The sequence below is a fragment of the Mucilaginibacter sp. KACC 22773 genome (genome assembly GCF_028736215.1).
Taxonomy (GTDB): Bacteria; Bacteroidota; Bacteroidia; order Sphingobacteriales; family Sphingobacteriaceae; genus Mucilaginibacter.
This window is the reverse complement of record NZ_CP117883.1, coordinates 5,194,551-5,213,767: the sequence shown is the minus strand read 5'-3', so window position 1 is coordinate 5,213,767 and position 19,217 is coordinate 5,194,551. Positions and strand designations below refer to the sequence as shown.

Genomic DNA, 19,217 nt, shown 5'->3' with positions numbered 1-19,217 from the left:
GTAGCCATTTTGTGGATTTTTAGCAGTTTGAAGATCGTTATAAGCTGTTGGTCTATAACTACTTATGGATGGTCTATTTGGTTTTGGCAACTGCAAAAGATGTTGTTGTTTTGGATATTGAAAATAACAAACACATTTAAAAACAACATTTAAAAAATAAAAAGATCATGAAAAATTCAATCAAATTATCAGCATTATTCTTGTTATTAAGCGCCGGCATTTTCACTTCAGCTGCTGCCAATGCCAAAGGCCATACCGAAAAAGCTAAAGATGTTATCACTGTATCATCGTTAAAACACGATCGTGGCGTAGCAGTAATGATTTCAAAAAACGAAGCCAGCAAATCATATGTAACCATTTTTGACCAGGCCAATAACATTTTGATGGAAGACTTTTTGCCCAGCAAAGTTGAAGTAGAGAAAGGTTACGTACTAACCAGCCTGGACAACGGCGATTATAAATTCGAGATCAAATCAAACGACCAGGTGGTTACAAAAACCGTTCACGTTTACGATGAAGACAACAAAAAAAGATTCTTCTTTATAGACTAATCCAAAACGTATAAAAGCAAAAAGTCTGGCAGATCGCCAGACTTTTTGCTTTTATATAGCAGTAACTTAATCCCAAAGTGTAGCCGGGTAGGTGCCATTGGCAACCAGTTCTGAAATGCTTTTTTGTACAATAGGCTTATCTTCTTTATAAGTAACACCAAACCATTTTGAGCCGGTTGGGATAACTTTAAATGATGCTATATTTTCTTTGATCAGCTTATCGGCCACCAGCGGGATAAAAAACTCTGATTTTGGATTGTTTTCATTAGCCGCAACAAACTCTCTGAACATTTCTTCGCTTTGTTTGAAAACAGCGGGTGTAAAGCCCCAGAAATTCATAGATACACGGGTATCATTGCTTAAGGCGTGTTCGCCTGTAGCATCTTTGTAAGCTACACTGCCGTCTTCTTTAAAGTAAACTTCGGTACGCTCATTAATCTCGACCATGTTACCGGCATCATCAACTTTACAAACACCGCGCGATACGGATCCGTAGTCAGACAATGTCCTGTCAATCTGGTAACCTATTAATGAATAAGTATCATCGGTAACTTCGGTAGTTAAAAATTTGGCCATTTTTTCAAACGAATCGTAACCATAAAAGTCGTCGGCATTAATCACACAAAAAGGCTCATTTACCTGGTTGCGCGCTGCAAGTACTGCGTGGGCAGTGCCCCAGGGTTTTGCGCGTTCAATTTCTTTATCAATGCCAAATGGTTTCAGGTCGAAGCTTTGAAAAACGTAATCAGTTTCAATACGGCCTTTTAGTTTGGGCTCAAAAATAGCCTTAAAATTATCTGCAAATTCTTCGCGGATGATAAAACTTACCTTACCAAAACCTGCTTTTATAGCATCATATATTGAATAATCGATTATGGTTTCTCCGTTGGGGCCAAAGCCGTCAACCTGTTTCATACTGCCGTAACGGCTGGCCATCCCGGCGGCCAAAATAAGTAGTGTGGGTTTCATAAGGATGTATATAGGGAGTACTTAATTGCTAATTTTTTAATAGAATAAGGAAATGGTTTGAAATCGAAATTGTTTTAACCGGATTAATTATTTGATATACCTGAAATCCTGGCCGGCTGTAATATTTAACAATGTTTCGTAAATTAAACGGATCACATTATCTACATCTTGTTTGTGAATCATCTCTACAGTGGTATGCATGTAACGTAACGGCAAAGAAATTAATACCGATGGCACACCATCATTAGAGTAAGCAAATGCATCCGTATCGGTACCTGTCGACCGTGAGGAAGCCTGGCGCTGGAAAGGTATTTCGGCTTTTTGGGCAGTTTCTATCAGCAATTTATTCAGGTTATTTTGTACTGCCGGAGCATATGATACAACGGGGCCGCGACCGCAAGCCAGGTCGCCCTGGGTAATCTTGTTAATCATGGGCGTTTGGGTATCATGGGTTACATCGGTAACTATTGCCACATTTGGTTTTATTTTATGGGCTATCATTTCGGCACCGCGCAAACCAATTTCTTCCTGAACAGCGTTTACAATATACAAGCCAAAGGGTAATTTAATGTTGTTTTCTTTCAACAAACGGGCTACCTCGGCAATCATGAAGCCACCGGCGCGGTTATCCAAAGCGCGGCCAACATAGTAGCGGTCGTTCAGGATCATAAACTCATCTTCATAAGTGATAACGCAACCTACGTGAATGCCCAATTTTTCAACCTCTTCTTTTGAGGTGCATCCGCAATCTAAAAAGATATTTTTAAGTGTCGGGGCTTCTTCCTTATCGCCGCCAGTGCGGGTATGGATTGCGGGCCAGCCAAATACGGCTTTTACAATACCATTGTCGGTATGGATGTTTACCCGCTTTGAAGGCGCTATCTGGTGATCAGACCCACCGTTACGGATAACGTATATTAATCCATCACTGGTGATGTAGTTTACAAACCACGAAATTTCATCGGCATGTGCTTCAATAACAACCTTATAATCGGCTTTGGGGTTAATGATGCCAACCGCGGTACCATAATTATCTACATAATGTGTGTCGATATATGGTTTCAGGTATTCCAGCCATAATTCCTGGCCTTTCCATTCAAAACCGGTAGGCGAGGGGTTGTTTATGTATTTTTCGAAAAAAGCCAGTGAAGTTTCGTTTACAACTGAAATATGCGGAGCGGGATCTGATTTCTTTTTAGCCATGTTGTTTGAGTAACCTATATTAAGCAATAAAGCAAATATAATAAAGCCATTGATAATGCTTCAAAATAACTTGCCATAATGGAAATAAATTAACGTTTTTATTGTTAATTTAATACTTCTACATCGATAATTAACGTTTTTTTTAATTTAAGGGGCAATTAAACCTTTTAATTATTTTTTTGTCATTAACTGTATACCCTACAGTAATCTGTAAGTTTGGGTTATTTACAATATTTTTGGACTTTATTACCTTAATAAACCACATCGTGAAACGCTTTGCGCCCCTTTTTATCCTGATTATCGTTTTTTTGACATCCTGTAGCGTGCCTCAATACGTTACTGTACCGGTTAATTATGGTCCTAAAATGGGCTTTAGCCGCGACAGTACTATCATTGTAGTGGCAAACCGTTACCGGCCGGATTCTGTGAAGATCAGGGATTACAGAAGAATAAGCGTTTTGAAAAAGATGGCAGTTGTATCACTTCAAACTGCCGCCAACCAGTTAAAATATTTAAAAGGTGTACACATCATCAACCTTGTCGATTCGATAAACTACACCGTAAATACCGACTCGGTTAAATTTTTGGCCGCTGCACACAAAGCCAACTATGTATTGGTGTTAAATGACATCGGCGCGGGTATTTATCCCGAAACGGTTTATTACAATGGCATTCCATCTAACTATTATACTACAAAAATAAAGACCAGCCTCGCGCTATTTGAAAGTAACGGAATTTATTCAAAAAAGCTGGCAGGGATGGCCGAAGTGCCCCAGGATGAAACATATTCAGGTGGTTTTGGGTCTTTATTTAATAAGCCATCCTACAGAAGCAGTATTCCTGCGATGACAGCAGCCACACGTGATGCTACCCTGGATGCCTTAAAAGATTATTTGCCTTTTTCAATATCAAACGAACGTCCCTTGTACGCCGACGGCGGCGCACTTGAATCGTCGGTAACGCAAATTAAGGCCGGCAAATTTGATGTGGCTTTTAAAATATTAAACCCATTGATAGATGGTGCTGATACCAAACTTGCCAGTAAAGCGGCGTATAACCTGGCAGTAGTTTATGAGGCCCAGGGCGATATTGATGAGGCGCTTAAAACCGCCAAACTATCTAACGAAAAACACCCCAACGATTACGCAAAAGCGATAATTGTGGATTTGATGAAGGAGTAGTTGGATGTGCTTGTCCATCAGGCAAGTTGTTGATAAGGCTTATCAATTAAAATAAATGCAAATAGAACAAATACGCCCTGAATTAACCTGGCGGCTGCGCCAAACAGTTTTATATCCGCAGCAAAAGCTTTATGAAATGGAAATGGAGGAGGACCAGGATGGCCTTCATTTTGCGGCTTTTAAAGATAATGCGATAATAGGCGTAGTTTCCTTGTTTCAGCGCGGCGAAGATTTTCAGTTCAGAAAGTTTGCCGTTGATGAATCGCAGCAAAATATGGGAATCGGGAGCGCAATGCTCAGACATATAACCGATTTTGCTGTGCGCAATGGCGGCATACGCATATGGTGTAACGCGCGTATATCGGCTATAAACTTTTATTTGAAGGCTGACTTTAAGCAAACCGGGCAAATTTTTTCAAAGAATGGGTTCGATTATGAAATATTGGAGAAGTTAATCTGAAATATATAGCCCGCTATCTTTACCGGCCCAAAAAATCGTCCCAGTTCTGGTTTGACCATGAAAGCGTTTCAATCGGGGTAATAGTAGTTACTATTGGTGTTATGGGTTTTATCACCGGCATAAAAATTGGTGCTACCCTATCTAATGGAGGCAGTGTGATGGGCCCGCCCGATGCGCCACGTACCCAGGCAACAGCATTCCCTGTTTTATCGCGAAAAAAGCCATTATGAAACTGCCCTAAGTAAGCATTGCCATATGCAAATGAAAAAACATCCTGTTTGTCTATAAAAGCTAAGGCTTTGTTACCCTCGTAATTGAATACAATGGCGTCTTTTATCCATCCTATCACAACTCCGACCCGGTTGTAAACAGCAGTTTCGTCGCCCGAAAACTTAATATTTGATATCCCAACGCTTGAAATGGCGCCGCCACGTGTATGCGGTGGTTGTAAGTGATTAACTGCACCATTAAAATTAAGCCAGGCGGCAGTTATAGCAAGGATGATGAGGTAGCGCATGAGTTTAAGTTTTGTTACAATGACTACAACAACAATAAAAAGTTTAATTACTATTAATTTTTTTATCGCAGACGACGGTTATCACAACGGCATATTCCCATGCTTTTTCCTCGGGTTGTTTACCACTTTATTTTCCAGCATTTTAAAGGCATGGATGAGTTTAAGGCGGGTTTCGGCGGGTTCAATTACCTCATCAATAAATCCGCGTTCGGCGGCGCGGTATGGGTTGGCAAAGGTGTCGGAGTATAGTTGCTCCTTTTCTTTCCATTTGGCTTCCTTGTCTTCGGCTGTGCTGATTTCCCGCTTAAAAATAATTTCGGCAGCGCCTTTGGCCCCCATCACAGCAATCTCGGCCGATGGCCATGCATAGTTCATATCGGCACCAATGTGTTTAGAGTTCATCACATCGTAAGCGCCACCATAGGCTTTGCGGGTAATTACAGTAACACGCGGAACGGTAGCCTCGCAAAAGGCGTAAAGCAGTTTGGCGCCGTTGGTGATAATGGCATTCCATTCCTGGTCGGTACCCGGTAAAAAGCCGGGCACATCTTCAAATACCAGCAAAGGTATATTGAAGCTATCGCAAAAGCGCACAAAGCGGGCAGCTTTAGTGGAACTGTTAATGTCCAGTACTCCGGCCAAAAATACGGGCTGGTTGGCCACGATGCCTATGCTGCGGCCGGCAAGGCGGGCAAAGCCAACAACAATATTTTCGGCAAAATCTTTATGGATCTCCAGAAACGAGCCTGTATCTATCACATGATCAATAATCTCGCGGATATCATAAGGAGTTGATGCTATTTCGGGCAAAAGTGTATCTAATTCGGGGCGAAGCTCGTTGCCAATATCATAAGGCAGGGCAGGGGCCCTGTCCTCGCAATTCTGTGGCATATAGCTTAGCAGTTTTTTGATGTTTTGGATAGCCTCAATCTCGTTTGTGCAGGCAAAATGGGTAACGCCCGATTTGGTGGCATGGGTTGTTGCACCGCCCAGTTCTTCGGATGTTACAATTTCATGGGTAACCGTCTTAACCACATTCGGCCCGGTTACAAACATGTATGAGGTATGCTCAACCATTAAAATAAAATCAGTAATGGCCGGGGAGTATACCGCACCTCCGGCACAAGGGCCCATAATTGCCGAAATTTGAGGCACCACACCCGATGCCATGGTGTTTTTATAAAATATATCGGCATAGCCACCTAAGGATACAACCCCTTCCTGGATGCGGGCACCGCCAGAATCATTAAGGCCTACAACCGGTGCGCCGTTTTTTATGGCCAGGTCCATGATCTTCACAATCTTTTCGGCATGTGTTTCTGACAATGAGCCGCCAAAAACGGTAAAATCCTGCGAAAAAACATAAACCAATCGCCCGTTAATAGTGCCATAACCGGTTACAACACCATCGCCGGGATATTTTTCTTTCTCCATCCCAAAATCTGTGGAACGATGAGAAACCAGCATGCCAATCTCCTGGAACGAGCCTTCGTCCATTAAAAAATGGAGCCGCTCACGTGCTGTTAATTTCCCTTTTTTATGCTGACTTTCAATACGTACCGCACCACCGCCTTCAAATGCCTTCTGGCGTTTTTGTCTTAATACTCCGAGCTTTTTATTCACAATTCAGGTTGTTTGTAACATGCTAAAAATAGTAATTAAATTGTAAGATGTACATAAAACTGCTGTGACATGCTTTCTCAGGAAGGATTTTTCATTATATTTGTGATCAATGAAGATCAGGAAATTTAAAATACTGGTAGTTGCAATGTTTATGGGGGTCTTTATGCTAAAGATGGCCCTATCACTTGCGCCTGTATTTTTATATCTTGACAGCAAAGCCGTAAGCGCGGTAATTTTGCAATTAGAGCAGGAATCAAAAGCCGAAAAGGATACGCCCGATAAGGATATCTTTAAAGAGAAAAAGATTTTTGACGAATACTATTTACACAGTATTGATTTCATTACTTTTGTTGCAGAAACTAAAGTGCTCCACAACATGGAGCATGCCCTGTATATACAAACCTACCATCCGGTAGTGCCAACTCCCCCGCCCAACGTTTAAATGATTTAACCGGATATTTCTTATCCGGGCTGTAACGCTTTACAATTCATTTAAATTTTTATTCAAACACATTTCTTATGTCAATTAAGCAAGGTGGATTTGCCATGGGCAATCTTAACCTAAAAAAATACTTTTTGCCCAAAAACTTAAAACGCGATCTTCCGGCCAGTCTGGTTGTATTCCTGGTAGCCTTACCCTTATGTCTTGGTATAGCTTTAGCATCGGGCGCACCATTATTTGCCGGTGTGCTTACCGGTATCATTGGCGGTGTGGTTGTAGGCTCGTTGAGCGGTTCGCAACTCAGCGTGGCCGGCCCTGCGGCGGGTTTAACCGTTATTGTATTAAACGCTATAACCAGCCTTGGTGCATATGAGACATTTTTGTTGGCGCTTGTACTGGCTGGCATTTTCCAGATTTTGCTGGGTATTTTAAAGGCAGGAACTATAGCCAACTACTTTCCGTCGGCGGTGATTGAAGGCATGCTGGCCGCTATCGGCATCATCCTGATCATGAAGCAGTTTCCGCACGCGGTGGGCTACGATGCCGATTTTGAAGGTGATGAAGGCTTTAACCAGGCCGATGAACACAATAGTTTTTCGGGTGTGCTGGGCGCGTTGAGTAAAATTAACTACGGGGCAGTAATTATCAGCATAGTTTCATTGGCTTTGATGATATATTGGCCAAAATTCAAAAAAATGGCTATGGTGCCCGCGCCTTTGCTGGTTGTATTGGCGGGCATTGCCTTAAGCCTGGCATTTAAAAATACAGGTTTGGCACTGCTTGACAAGCAATTTGTACACATACCTATTGTAAACAGCAGTACCGAGTTTTTTGCCCTTTTTAAAACGGCAGATTTTAGCAGCATTGGTAACAAGCAGGTTTGGATAACCGCCTTTACAATTGCCGTGGTTGCCAGCCTTGAAACTTTGCTTAGCTTGGAAGCCGTTGATAAGATAGACCCGATTAAACGCATTTCGCCAACTAACCGCGAGCTTGTAGCCCAGGGTATAGGTAACATTACCAGCGGCCTTTTAGGCGGTTTGCCTATGACAGCTGTTATCGTTCGGTCGTCTGCCAACGTTAATTCGGGCGCGCGTACCAAAACCAGCGCCGTAGTTCACGGCTTACTTTTATTAATATCGCTGTTGTTTATCCCGGTATTAATCAATTTAATCCCTTTATCCTGTTTGGCTGCTATCCTGCTCATGACAGGGTATAAGCTGGCGCGTATTGCCCTGTTTAAACACATGTGGCACCAGGGGCTAAGTCAGTTTATTCCGTTTGTGGTAACCATTGTGGCCGTTGTTTTAACCGACCTGTTGATAGGTGTTGGCATTGGCATGCTTGTAGGTATCTTTTACATACTGCGCACCAATTTACGCAACCCGTATTTTTACCAGATTACTAAAAACGGCGATAAAAAGGTGATCAGGATTAAACTGGCCGAGGAGGTATCTTTTTTAAATAAAGCGGCCATACAAATTACGCTTACCAGCCTGCCAAGCGGAACGGATGTGATTATCGACGGCTCCAACTCGCGTTACATAGATCCGGATGTGCTCGAGATCATCCACAATTACAAACACAATGCCTATACCAAGGGCATAGTGGTGCAACTACTTGAAATAAAGGACAAGTACGATGTACCTCCTTTAAAAGAATTAATGTATAACCCTAATTAGTTTTGAGTATTGCGTTATCAGTTTTGAGTTGCGGCACATCGCCGTTAAACAGATTTAGCAATACCAGTAATTAACAATTAAAAAAAGAAAAACATCATGGCACTTATAGAAAATAAAAAAAACGATAAACCGGTAATTGATACCACCAACATACAACTGGCCCAGGCCGATAGCTACAAAGCCCTTATCCGCGGCAATGCCGAGTGGGTTGATAAAAAGTTAAAAGAAGACAGCAACTTTTTTACTAACCTGGCTAAAGGCCAGCATCCGCAGGTTTTATGGATAGGCTGCTCCGACAGCCGTGTACCTGCCAACGAGGTTACAGGCACCAAAGCGGGCGAGGTATTTGTGCATCGGAATATTGCGAATGTATGCGTACACTCGGATATGAATATGCTAAGCGTGCTGGATTATGCCGTTAACGTGCTTAAAGTAAAGCATGTGATAGTTGCCGGTCATTACGGCTGCGGCGGCGTTGCCGCGGCAATGAGCAATAAGCAGTTTGGCTTAATTGATAATTGGTTGCGCCATATTAAAGATGTGTACCGCCTGCACAGTCATGAGCTTGACCGTATTACCGACGAAACCCAAAAGCAAAACCGGTTGGTGGAGCTGAATGTAAGTGAGCAGGTGTATAACCTGTGCAAAACATCCATTATCCAAAATGCCTGGATGGAGCGCCACGACCTGGAAGTACACGGTTGGGTAATAGATTTAGGTACCGGTTTGGTGAAGGATATTAAAGTGAGCAGCAGCAGTCCGCATAATTTAGGTTATGTGTATGAGCTGGATAGCGTTGAGGCCGTGGCCTCGCATTAATTTTTTGTTTGATTGAAATAGCCTCCCTTTGTTTGATTGGCATCTGGGGTTTATTATGTTTGATTAGCCCCGGCTCATGAAAATGGCCGGGGTTTTTTGCCTCACCTAAATCCTCCGCAAAGGAGAGGACTTTGATTTTTATATTAGATAGAAAGGGGGGTATTAAATCTCCTGTTGATACGATTATTTGAGGATAACTTTTTCAAGCCACTAACCTTATTTTAAAGTCTTCTTCTTTGAAGAGGATGATCGCAGTTTAATATTTTTTGTACTCATGAAAGCTTCGTTGTTTAGGAGAGGCTTTTGATTTTTTTATACTATTTTTAACCGTTGGTTATAAACAACGGCTACCTATGCTAAGGCAATCAAAAGAAGAACGCACACTTAAACAAAATTTATTGCTGGCGTCGTCAACAGCTTTTGTCTCGGGTGTTACCAACGTGGCCGGTATGGTTGCGTTTTTGGCCTTTACATCCAACATTACCGGCCATGTGGCTAACCTGGCCAAACATATTGTGGAGCAAAACTTCAGAGAGATCATCGTATTTGTAATTTGGCTGCTGCTGTTTTTTGCCGGTGCCTTTTTATCTAACTTTATTGTGCGTTCGCTGGAGTATAAGAGCAGGTACCGGGCGCATTCTACACCAATAATTATCGAGATCGTTTTGCTCTTATTTGTGGCTATTTACGGGCATAATTTTTATAAAGAGACTGACCTGGAACGCGAAATAGTTATAGGTGTTATTATCTTTTGTATGGGCTTGCAAAATAGCCTGGTGTCTACCATATCGGGCGGGTTGATAAAATCTACCCATTTAACCGGCTTGTTTACCGACCTGGGGGGCGATGTTTCAGAATGGGTACATCCTAATGTAGAGAAAACAACGGTTATCCGAAATAAGATTATCGTTCGGCTAACGGTGCTTTCTTTTTATTTTATCGGGGCCATTGCCGGCGGATTTTTATTTAATCTGTACGATTTTGCAATTTTTTACTTCATTCCATTAATTTTGCTTACGATATTATATTATGATTTATCGCCCGTTGCGCTGCACAAAATAACCCGTTTGTTTTGGGCCGATAAAGGCAGATCGATATAAAAAACTATCTAACAATAATCTACTAAAATTATGTGTGCCAAAAAATTAATACACGACACAAGCCATATTACTTACGAAAGCCTTTTAGAAGGTAACGAACAATTTATTGCCGATGCTTTGGCTGAAGATCCTGACTATTTTAAAAAATTGGCCAACGGCCAAACACCGCCGGTACTTTGGATAGGCTGTGCAGATAGCCGCGTGCCGGCCAACCAGATCACCAATACATCGCCGGGCGAAATATTTGTACACCGTAACATTGCCAATATGGTGATACACTCGGATATGAATATGTTATCGGTATTGGATTATGCGGTAAATGTGTTGAAAGTAAAACACGTTATTGTAACAGGTCATTACGGTTGCGGAGGCGTTATTGCCGCTATGAGTAATCACGAATTTGGTTTGATAGATAACTGGCTACGCCACATTAAAGATGTTTACCGCCTGCATGCAGAGGAACTTGACGCTATTGAAAATGAGCAGGAACGTACCAATCGCCTGGTAGAATTAAACGTAATTGAAAACGTTTATAACCTTTGCAAAACCTCCATAGTGCAAAATGCCTGGAAAAATGGGCAGCCGCTGGCCGTACACGGCTGGGTATACAGCATAAGCACCGGCAAAATTAAAGATATGAAAGTGAGCACCAGCGATAACGCCAACCTAGGCGATGTGTTTAAGTTTGAATGATATTATAGCCTCTATAAAATAACCTTAAAAGGAAAGAGGCTGTATCATAAATCATGATCAGCCTCTTTTTTGTGTGATTTATTCGGGTACCTGATGGAGGCAATTTTCGTACAGGCGATTCTCAGACGGTCATTTTGATTTATGATACAGCCTCTTTCCTTTTGAAAATAAGTGATATACTTTTTTGTGCTATGTTAATCACATAATGACGGATAGTTCTAAGTCAAGAACAATAAATTGACTTTTGACTCAAGACTAAGGACTTAAACATTAGTCTACTTTACTCACCCTGCCCGATCCCATATATTTTGTTTCGCCGGTTGTGGCGTTGCCCGAGTATAAAACACTGCCCGAGCCTGCTATACGTGCCGACACAGTTTTATTGGCTATGATATTAACACTGCCCGAACCTGCAATCCTGGCTTCTACGGTTTCGGTTTTCAGTTCTTTGCCATTTACCTCGCCAGATCCTGCTATGTTTACATCAGCCATGCCGGTGCTTCCTTTAATATCGATAGAACCAGAACCGCTTAAACGTAAATCGAGTGTTGACGACTTAACCGCGGTTTTAACATTGCCCGAACCGCTCAATGCTACTTTGGCGTTATCGCCGGTTAATACGCCATCTACGGTTGCATTACCCGACCCACTGTTGCCCAAATATTTTAACGTTTTAGCCGTAATATAAATATTGGCGCGTTTAATATTGTTGTGCTTGTTCCAATGATCTTTAAATTCAACCTTTAGCACCCCGTTTTCTACTTCGGTTTTAATATCGTTCACTACATCGGCATCTACATCAAGCTTAATGCTTTCTGTGCCGTCAATTTTTATAAACACATTGAACGGGCCGCCGCAGGCAATACCTGTATAGCCCGATACACTTCGTGTAACCACTTGCGCTGATGCATTAATAGCTATGAAAGTGGTAAACAGCAATGCCATCCCAGAGAAGATAAGTTTTTTCATAATCATCTTTTTTGTTTATAAGACGCATCGGCCGGCTAAAACGTTGCACGTCTTATTTATGCTATTAACCATTCACCACTCACTCCTCACCACTCACCAAACTCACTGTTTTTCCTTCACGTTGCTTCCGTTCCTTATTTCATCACTGGCAACTTTTACCAGTTTATCCCCGGGTTTAAGATCTCCGAATATCTCCATCATATCGCCCGAGGTAAGCCCTTTTTTTACATCAACCCACTGGGCTTTATTGTTTACCACTTTTATTACAAATACTTTTTCTGTCGAGGTTGCAACTGCTGTTTTGGCTACCACAAAAGTGCTGTCGCCGTCGGGCAGCGGAACGTTAACTTCGGCAAACATATGCGGCAATAGCTTTTTGCTTTTATTGTAAACATCCATTTCCAAACGCTCGGCTCTTAGCTTTTCATCAAGCGCGCCGGCCATTCGTTTTACCTGGGCAGTGAATTTTTCATTGGGTAAAGCTTTTATGGTAAAATTTACTTCGCTTTTATTGCTTAATGACCCGGTGTAGTTTTCGGGTACCGATACCACCAAACGCAGCCTGTTTTGATCCTGTAAAGTAAACAACGGATCAGATCCTTTACCACCGGGGCCTACATAAGCGCCCAGGTTTACATTACGGCTGGTTATAACACCATCAAAAGGGGCCCTTATCTCCAGGTAAGCCAGGTTAGCCGATACTTCTTTTAAGGCCGATTTGGCAGCTTCTACGTTAGCCATATCCGCGTTCTTTTTAGCTTCGGCCTGTTCCAGGTCGTTAAGCGAAATAGTTCCTGGGGTTTTGCTGGTGCTTACCAACCTGTCGTAAGTTGCTTTGCTGGCATAGTAAACAGCCTCATATTGCTTAATGCGCGATTGAGCAGCTGCCAGCTGCGAGTTGATTTCGGGCGCATCTAACACCACCAGCAACTGGCCGGCATGTACTTCAGACCCTATATCAACCAAAAGTTTTTTAACGTAGCTGTTAACCTTTGCATAAAGATCCACCTGCTGGTAAGGGATCAGTTCGCCGGGGATGGAAATGCTGCTGCTTAATTTGCCTTTGGCTACCGTCACCAGTTCAACGGTTGGTGTTTCGGCAGCCGCCTGTGTTTGCTCTTCAGCCTGCTGGTCCTGTTTTTCCTTATCATCAGAGTGGCAAGCACTTAATGAGCTTAAAGCAATAGCAAAAGCGGCAAGGATAAGTATCGGTTTATTTTTAAATTTATTCATGATGATGTAAAGGGACATAAAATTTACTTTCTTTATCTTCTGGGTCTAACGAAACGGATTGGGTTGTGGCATCGGCTTGTACCCAGGCAAAAACCAGGGGTAACACCAGTAAAGCTGCAAAGGTTGAGGCTATAAGCCCGCCAATAACGGCACGGCCTAATGGCGATGTTTGATCGCCCCCTTCGCCCAGGCCCGATGCCATGGGCACCATCCCCACAATCATGGCCAAACTGGTCATTAAAATAGGGCGTAAACGTAGGGCAACTGCCTCGCGGGCTGATTTTAATGCATCGCCATTATGCTTGCGTAATTCTTCGGCGTTGGTTATCAGCAATACCGCGTTGGAGATGGATACACCTACCGACATGATCATACCCATGTACGATTGCAGGTTGAGCGTTGACCCCATTATTTTTACTAAAAACAATGATCCAAACAACACCGCCGGTACTGTTGATAATACGACCAATGACATTTTAAACGACTGAAAGTTAGCAGCCAGCATCAGGAATATTACCAGGATGGCCACTATCAAGCCCGATTGCAGGCTATCCAGCGTAGCTGTTAGTGTTTGGCTCATACCGCGCATTTCAATAGTTAAACCGCGGGGCGGTTTCCCTAAAGCGTCAATTGCCTTTTGTACATCGGTTGTTGCGGTACCCAGGTCTTTATTGTATAAGTTGGCCGTTACCGATAGGGTAGGGATAGCGCCAATATTATCGTTTTCGCCATTGGTAACCCCAGTTTTAATATCGGCAACGTCGCCCAGTACCGGGCGGGCCTGGTTGGCCAGTACGGGTATCTCGCGCACATCGTTCAGGCTGCTCATCTGGTACTCTGGTACCTGTACCTGTACCAGGTAGCTTAGGCCCGCCTTTTCATCAATCCAGTTGTTTTTTTCGGTAAACCTTGATGATGATGTAGAGGCTACCAACGATCGGGAAATGTCGTTTAGTCCTACGCCTAATTGAGCAGCCCGTTGCCTGTCGATATTGATATCGATAGTTGGGTAATTAAATGACTGCCCTATTTGTGCATCGCGCAGGTATTTGATATCCTTCAGCTTATCTAAAATTTTGAAGGCATATTCCTGGTTTTGCTTTTTGTTTTTGCCGGATAAGGCTATCTCGATAGGCGTAGGCGAGCCCTGGCTCAAAATTTTATCGGTAAGTTCTATCGGCTCGAAAGAGAGTTTCACCCCCGGTATTTGTTTAGCTACCTGGTAGCGTATTTTTTCTTTCAAATCATCAAGGTTTACTTTGTAATCCTCGGTTAAGCTTATCTGCATAACGGCCTCCTGCGGGCCGGCCATAAACAGATATATAGGGTTGGTTGAAAACGACGACGGGTGCGAGCCAACAAATGTGGAGGTGATGGCAATATGGTTTTTGCCCACAATTTCGCCCAATATATGCTGTGCTTTAACCGCGATAAGCTCGGTGCGTTCAAGCCTGGTACCATCCGGGGCACGCAAACGCACCTGGAATGTTCCGGAGTTTACTTTGGGCAATACATCGCGCCCAATGATGTTGAACAGTAAAAAAGCCAAAGCAAAGGCACCTAATACATACGCGGTTACAATAAGCTTGCGGGCCGGTAGCATACGGTCCATCAGGCGCATAAAACTTTCCCTGAACTTGTCAAACCTGGTAGCCTTTTCGCCGTGATGCTCTAACGCAAGCTTCATCGCTTTTTCTTTTTGCTCCCATGGTTCGCCTTCATCCTCCAACGCGAAGCCGTCGGGATGGCTATGGTCTTCGTGCTTGTTCACCATAATCCAGTTGGCCATGATGGGTACAAACGTTTGGGCCAAAAAGTAAGAAATGATCATGGAGAAACCGATGGCTAACGCCAATGGCAGAAATAAAGCGCCTGGGATACCCGTCATGGTAAAGGCCGGTGCAAAAACCGCCAGGATACAAAAAAGGATCAATAATTTGGGGAAAGCAATCTCCTTACAGGCATCCCAGATGGCTAATGCCTTGGGTTTGCCCATATCAAAGTGCTGGTGAATATTCTCGATAGTCACCGTTGATTCATCCACCAGGATCCCGATAGCCAGCGATAGTCCGCTCAGCGTCATGATGTTGATGGTTTGGTGGAACAATGACAGGAAGAATATTGCCGAGATGATACAGGTTGGGATAGTTAATATTACAATTAACGCCCCGCGTCTGTCGCCCAGGAACAGCAATACCATTAAGCCGGTAAGCACCGCGCCAATAGCACCTTCCTCGGCCAAGCTTTTAACGGCGTTTATTACATATATCGATTGATCGAATACAAAAGATAGTTTTACATCCGGCGGTACCAAAGCCTGGAACCTCGGTAGTGCTTTCTTTAAATTTTGCACTACCTCCCAGGTTGATGCCGTGGCCGATTTGGTAATAGGCAGGTAAACCGATCGCTTGCCGTTGATAAGAGCGTAACCGTTGGTAATATCAGCCCCATCTTCAATGGTGGCCACATCGCGCATAAATACAGTTTGGATGCCGTTTTTATACAGCGGGATATCCCCAAAATCTTTTACATTTTTTATGGTGGTATTTGATGGCGCCAGGTAATTATAATCGCCTATGCGTACGTTACCTGCAGGGGTATTCTGGTTGTTTTCGCGCAGGGCAGCAACAATCTGATCGGGCGTTAAATTGTGGGTCCTTAACGCGGTCGGATCTATTTTAATCAAAATGGTGCGCTGGTTACCTCCAAAGGGCGCAGGTGCAACCAAACCCGGTATTGAGGTAAACGACGAGCGGATATAAACCGAAGCATAATCAAGCAATTCATTATTGGTACGGGTGGCGCTGCTTAATACCAACTGGCCAACCGGCAGGGTAGAGGCATCAAACCTAAGGATGAACGGTGGCTGCGACCCCTGCGGGAACGCCGACTGCGCCCTGTTGGTGTAAGCCGTGACCTCCGCCGCGGCCTGTGCCATGTTGGTACCCTCGTAAAAGGTAACTTTTATTAGTGTTAAGCCTTGTATGTTTTTTGTTTCGATACTTTTTACGCCCGATACAAATAACAGCAGGTTAACATATTGCTTACCAAAGTAAGCCTCCATTTGGTTTGGGGTAAAACCACCGTATGGGTGAGATACATAGATAACCGGTAGGTTCAAATCCGGAAAAATGTCGATCTTGATAGTACGTACCGCATTTATCCCGAAAAAAAACAACCCGGCTACTATAACCAATATGGTAATTGGTTTTTGAAGCGCCCCTTTTATCATTCCCATTATATAATGTGTATCAGTTTTAAAAATTATTAATGAATAAGCCAAAATCGCCGGTGGCGGCTGCTTTGTAAAGCAATGCCTGCCAAACGTTGTTAGATGCTATGTACTTATCAACTTCGGCACGGTTTAGTGTGTAAAGTGCCTGTGTAAAATCAACAATGTTCGATAGCCCGTTTTTGTACAGGGCGTATTTTTGGGTATAGGCATCGCTGGCTGCTTTTACTTCAACGGGTACTTCGTTGTAGTTTTTAAGGGCGTTGCTGATGCGGGTTTCGGCCAATGATTGTTGGGCCTGTAGCTGCTGGGCTACCAGGTCATAATCATTTTTATACTGTGCCGATGTGAATTTTTGCGATTGTACCTGGTAATGCGTCCTGAAAATAGTTGTAAAATTCCAAACCATAGCCACCCCAAACAGATAATTATAGCGGGTAGGATCTGCACCGGCGCCGTAGCTGCTGCTGAAGCTGTTTTGGTTGGTGCCATAATCGGAATTAAAGCCCGAGCCGCGGCCCTGGTAAACGCCAAACAGGCTAAAAGTTGGCAAGGCAAACGTTTTGAGGTATTTGGCCTGCTCATCGCTTACGCCTATCCGGTTTTGGTAATAACGCAAAGTAGGATGATCTGTAACAGCAACCGCGCTTTGCGCGGCCAGGGTTGTTGGCGCTTTGGTAATGAAGGCGCTATCCAGTTCAAACTCCTGCGCCGGGATGCCTAAGTAAACTGATAGCTGGTTGCTTTGATCCTGTACTGTTTGCCGGGTGTTGGTTAAAGCTATGCGGGCGTTTGATACTTCGGCGTTAGCCAACGATGAATCAACACCGGCATTAAGGCCGTTTTTTACACGGGCGGTAACTACTTTTTGCAATTCGATAGCCCGGCTAAGGTTATCTTCCTGCGCTTTTTGCAATTGCTGGGCAGCTAATAAGTTAAGATAGGTACTTGCTACGCGTATCTGGTGCTGAAAAGTTTCCTGGGTCAGGTCGGCCTGTTCACGGTTAACCACCTGGCTTTGCACTTTAACTTTTTCCTTTGCTTTGCCAAAGCTGAAAAAATCCCAGCTTACGTTGCTTAGGTAGAGGGAGCCAAATGCCGAATTCCAGTTCTGCTTAGGTAGTGCAGGGCCCGACGATGCCGCCGAAAGACCATGATAGCCATACAACGGGCCGTTTTGGCCATTGGCGGTTCCGTAGTCTTGCTGTGCCGAGATGCTTACATCCGGTAAATATTCTGTGCGTGTTTCTTTTAAATATGCCCTGGCAGCGTTTAACTGATTAGCTTTCGACTTGATGGTACCGTAATTAGCGAGCGCCATTTGTTCAGCATCTTTAATATTGAGAACCTTTTGCTGAGCCTGAGCCTGGATGACATAAAAAACACCTAAAAACAGAAGTAATTGTTTTGAAGGTATCTGTAACATTGTAGTGTAATTTGTACACGGCAAATGTAGATGTATCATATATATTAGAAAAATGAATTAATTTTGTCATAATCATTAGAAAAACTAATATATGAATATTGCACTGCATCATTTCCGTTTGGTTGATACAATTTCTAAAGAAGGATCGCTTACAAAAGCAGCCGCAACTTTGCATTTAACACAGTCGGCGCTGAGCCATCAATTGAAGGAATTGGAGCGCGAAATGGATATTGAAGTTTTTCACCGGCAGGGTAAAAAACTCCATCTTAGCGAGCAGGGGTATCGCTTCCTGCGGAGCGCCGAAAAGATCCTGGCCGAGCTGAATTCGCTTGAAGAAGACATCCAGAATTACAAGAACGGCAAGACCGGGAAACTTACCATCAGCATGCAATGTTACACGGCTTATCATTGGTTGCCGGGCATCATCAAATATTACAAAAACCGCTGGCCTGATATCAATATCCACATTTTATCGGATGCAACACGCCGCCCGCTGGAGTATTTAATGCGCGGCGAACTGGATATTGGCATAGTGCGTACGCAGATGATAAATACCAAAATTGTATACGAGCCGATCTTTGAAGATCAGCTTGTGGCCGTAATTTGTACCGATCATCCGCTGGCAAAAAAGGACATTATCAGCGTATCGGATTTCCAGGACGAAGAACTCATTTTACCGTTGTATGATCCATCATACCAGGACACGCCGGTGATTGAAGCCCTCATCCAGGCGCAGCAGGTAAAGCCCAAAACGTTGCACCGCATTCACTATACTGATGCCACTATCGAGATGGTGAACGCAGGCCTTGGCATCAGCGTTATGGCCGACTGGATTGTTAAACCATACCTCAATGGTCGCAACATTGTGACAAAACCCTTGCATCATACCATTGCCCAACGCACCTGGTATGCCGCAACTATCAAGCAAACACCTGCCATCCAAAACTTTTTGGAGTGCCTGAAAATGCATTTTTCAATAAACGGATTGATAGGGAAACCGGCCGAAGAAGTATTGGCAGATATGGCCGAAGTGGTTTAATTGCCGCTATGTTTGGAGTATGGTTTTAAGCGTTCTTTTTTCTATGCCTTTGTAAAACTATTTGATGATATTTTCCTT

Annotated in this window: 17 protein-coding genes; 9 read left to right on the top strand and 8 right to left on the bottom strand. The window is 43.4% G+C overall.

Annotated features, from left to right (window positions below; genetic code table 11):
- Nucleotides 1–167 precede the first annotated feature (167 nt).
- Nucleotides 168–551 carry a hypothetical protein gene (locus tag PQ469_RS21505; RefSeq protein WP_274209516.1) on the top strand — a complete coding sequence of 128 codons (384 nt, stop codon included), beginning with the start codon at nucleotides 168–170 and terminating at the stop codon, nucleotides 549–551.
- 66 nt (nucleotides 552–617) lie between these two features.
- On the opposite strand, the gene PQ469_RS21500 is transcribed toward PQ469_RS21505, so the two are convergent.
- Together PQ469_RS21500 and PQ469_RS21495 are read right to left on the bottom strand one after the other, a co-directional pair.
- The gene (locus PQ469_RS21500; protein ID WP_274209515.1) at nucleotides 618–1,520 is read right to left on the bottom strand and encodes a nucleotidyltransferase family protein; all 903 of its coding nucleotides are present in this window, start codon (nucleotides 1,518–1,520) and stop codon (nucleotides 618–620) included.
- 87 nt (nucleotides 1,521–1,607) lie between these two features.
- Nucleotides 1,608–2,723 (bottom strand): M42 family metallopeptidase, encoded by a 1,116-nt coding sequence (locus PQ469_RS21495; protein ID WP_274209514.1) that lies wholly within the window; start codon nucleotides 2,721–2,723, stop codon nucleotides 1,608–1,610.
- Between the two features lie 266 nt (nucleotides 2,724–2,989).
- Between PQ469_RS21495 and PQ469_RS21490 the strand changes: the two genes are divergently transcribed.
- Both PQ469_RS21490 and PQ469_RS21485 read left to right on the top strand, forming a co-directional pair.
- A complete protein-coding gene (locus PQ469_RS21490) occupies nucleotides 2,990–3,904 on the top strand; it encodes a DUF6340 family protein (protein ID WP_143065563.1) in 915 nt (304 codons plus the stop codon).
- A 55-nt stretch (nucleotides 3,905–3,959) separates the two neighbouring features.
- Nucleotides 3,960–4,364 carry a GNAT family N-acetyltransferase gene (locus PQ469_RS21485; RefSeq protein WP_090653261.1) on the top strand — a complete coding sequence of 135 codons (405 nt, stop codon included), beginning with the start codon at nucleotides 3,960–3,962 and terminating at the stop codon, nucleotides 4,362–4,364.
- 19 nt (nucleotides 4,365–4,383) lie between these two features.
- Here PQ469_RS21485 and PQ469_RS21480 read toward each other — a convergent pair whose 3' ends face one another.
- A complete protein-coding gene (locus tag PQ469_RS21480; protein WP_274209512.1) occupies nucleotides 4,384–4,881 on the bottom strand; it encodes a 4-fold beta flower protein in 498 nt (165 codons plus the stop codon).
- A gap of 81 nt (nucleotides 4,882–4,962) precedes the next feature.
- Nucleotides 4,963–6,504: an acyl-CoA carboxylase subunit beta gene (locus PQ469_RS21475; protein WP_274209511.1), complete on the bottom strand. Its 1,542-nt coding sequence runs from the start codon at nucleotides 6,502–6,504 to the stop codon at nucleotides 4,963–4,965.
- Between the two features lie 109 nt (nucleotides 6,505–6,613).
- On the opposite strand from PQ469_RS21475, the gene PQ469_RS21470 reads away from it, so the two are divergent.
- From PQ469_RS21470 to can, 5 genes are all read left to right on the top strand, one after another.
- Nucleotides 6,614–6,946 carry a hypothetical protein gene (locus PQ469_RS21470; protein WP_274209510.1) on the top strand — a complete coding sequence of 111 codons (333 nt, stop codon included), beginning with the start codon at nucleotides 6,614–6,616 and terminating at the stop codon, nucleotides 6,944–6,946.
- Nucleotides 6,947–7,023: 77 nt separating this feature from the next.
- Nucleotides 7,024–8,628, top strand: coding sequence for a SulP family inorganic anion transporter (locus tag PQ469_RS21465; RefSeq protein ID WP_255369955.1), 1,605 nt, complete (start codon nucleotides 7,024–7,026; stop codon nucleotides 8,626–8,628).
- Between the two features lie 96 nt (nucleotides 8,629–8,724).
- Nucleotides 8,725–9,447, top strand: a complete 723-nt coding sequence (locus tag PQ469_RS21460) for a carbonic anhydrase (RefSeq protein ID WP_274209509.1) — start codon at nucleotides 8,725–8,727, stop codon at nucleotides 9,445–9,447.
- Between the two features lie 353 nt (nucleotides 9,448–9,800).
- Nucleotides 9,801–10,547 (top strand): YoaK family protein, encoded by a 747-nt coding sequence (locus PQ469_RS21455; RefSeq protein ID WP_274209508.1) that lies wholly within the window; start codon nucleotides 9,801–9,803, stop codon nucleotides 10,545–10,547.
- 30 nt (nucleotides 10,548–10,577) lie between these two features.
- Nucleotides 10,578–11,240, top strand: coding sequence for a carbonate dehydratase (gene can, locus PQ469_RS21450; protein ID WP_274209507.1), 663 nt, complete (start codon nucleotides 10,578–10,580; stop codon nucleotides 11,238–11,240).
- A 270-nt stretch (nucleotides 11,241–11,510) separates the two neighbouring features.
- On the opposite strand, the gene PQ469_RS21445 is transcribed toward can, so the two are convergent.
- The 4 genes from PQ469_RS21445 to PQ469_RS21430 all read right to left on the bottom strand — a co-directional run bounded on the left by PQ469_RS21445 (nucleotide 11,511) and on the right by PQ469_RS21430 (nucleotide 18,100).
- Entirely contained in the window at nucleotides 11,511–12,209 is a 699-nt protein-coding gene (locus PQ469_RS21445) for a head GIN domain-containing protein (protein ID WP_274209506.1), read from the bottom strand.
- 102 nt (nucleotides 12,210–12,311) lie between these two features.
- Nucleotides 12,312–13,442, bottom strand: coding sequence for an efflux RND transporter periplasmic adaptor subunit (locus tag PQ469_RS21440; protein WP_274209505.1), 1,131 nt, complete (start codon nucleotides 13,440–13,442; stop codon nucleotides 12,312–12,314).
- The gene (locus PQ469_RS21435; RefSeq protein WP_274209504.1) at nucleotides 13,435–16,680 is read right to left on the bottom strand and encodes an efflux RND transporter permease subunit; all 3,246 of its coding nucleotides are present in this window, start codon (nucleotides 16,678–16,680) and stop codon (nucleotides 13,435–13,437) included. Before PQ469_RS21435 ends, PQ469_RS21440 begins: the two co-directional genes overlap by 8 nt.
- A 19-nt stretch (nucleotides 16,681–16,699) precedes the next feature.
- Complete coding sequence (locus PQ469_RS21430; protein ID WP_274209503.1) at nucleotides 16,700–18,100, bottom strand: TolC family protein; 1,401 nt, start codon at nucleotides 18,098–18,100, stop codon at nucleotides 16,700–16,702.
- A gap of 91 nt (nucleotides 18,101–18,191) precedes the next feature.
- On the opposite strand from PQ469_RS21430, the gene PQ469_RS21425 reads away from it, so the two are divergent.
- Nucleotides 18,192–19,139: a LysR family transcriptional regulator gene (locus PQ469_RS21425; RefSeq protein WP_274209502.1), complete on the top strand. Its 948-nt coding sequence runs from the start codon at nucleotides 18,192–18,194 to the stop codon at nucleotides 19,137–19,139.
- Nucleotides 19,140–19,217: the final 78 nt, after the last annotated feature.